The organism is Acinetobacter sp. 1566109 (genome assembly GCF_000582255.1).
GTDB lineage: Bacteria > Pseudomonadota > Gammaproteobacteria > Pseudomonadales > Moraxellaceae > Acinetobacter > Acinetobacter nosocomialis.
This window is the reverse complement of sequence record NZ_JEYB01000200.1, coordinates 1-893: the sequence shown is the minus strand read 5'-3', so window position 1 is coordinate 893 and position 893 is coordinate 1. Positions and strand designations below refer to the sequence as shown.

Here is an 893-nt window from a genome sequence, read left to right as displayed (position 1 = left end):
GTCGGTAGAGCGACGGACTGTTAATCCGCAGGTCCCTGGTTCGAGCCCAGGTGGGAGAGCCAAGATTCTAAAAGCCCGCATTTATTGCGGGTTTTTTCTTTTCTAATCATCTAATAACTTTCTATTATTTTGAATAAAATCAATGTTTCGTGTATTTTTAAGCCAAACGATTAGATATTCTCACTAATTCTGCTATTAAGGCTTGACCCAGCCCCCTTTCCTGCCTAAAATCCTTTTCCAGATTCTCCCATAGCTCAGTCGGTAGAGCGACGGACTGTTAATCCGCAGGTCCCTGGTTCGAGCCCAGGTGGGAGAGCCAAGATTCTTAAAAACCCACTCATTACGAGTGGGTTTTTATTTGTATGATGTTGTCACATGTTCGAATCGAGTCACTTATTTTTTATTATTTTAGGTTGCTTAAGCACCTGTATTTTTCTTGTTGTTTGTTTACGTCCCTATTTATTCCCAAAACAAAAATTCTTTGCTCGTCCTGTCATTACTAATTTTGAAACTCAAATGTTTATACGTCTAAAACAGAGTTTCCCAGCTTGCCATGTTTTAGCTCAAGTGGCGTTTAGCGCATTAATCACCAGCAATGACTATAAGGTTCGTAGCCAGTTCAATCGTAAAGTTACCGACTTTGTTTTGCTTAATGACAAAATGGAAGTAATTGCTATTATTGAGTTAGATGACCCTACTCATCTTGAAAAAGCAGAAGAAGACCGTCTACGCGATCAAATGCTGACAGAAGCCGGATATATCGTAAAACGTTATACAAGCATACCGAGCGTACGCCAACTACAAAGAGATATTCATTGAACAGCTAATGCTATTTCTTATCTGAATTTGCAGCCTCTTTTTCAGCTATTCTTTTTTCCATTTCTATACGTTGC

General features: G+C 39.3%; 1 protein-coding gene and 1 tRNA gene. Both read left to right on the top strand.

Translation table 11 applies throughout. The features are described 5' to 3' along the window. Nucleotides 1-243 precede the first annotated feature (243 nt). Nucleotides 244-319, top strand: a tRNA-Asn gene (locus tag J582_RS25395). A gap of 56 nt (nt 320-375) precedes the next feature. Further along, nucleotides 376-819 (top strand): DUF2726 domain-containing protein, encoded by a 444-nt coding sequence (locus J582_RS25390; RefSeq protein ID WP_022575352.1) that lies wholly within the window; start codon nt 376-378, stop codon nt 817-819. Nucleotides 820-893 lie beyond the last annotated feature (74 nt).

Excerpts from the sequence above, each read along its gene's own strand:
- J582_RS25390 (WP_022575352.1), top strand. The coding sequence starts at position 376 with ATGTTCGAATCGAGTCACTTATTTTTTATTATTTTAGGTTGCTTAAGC.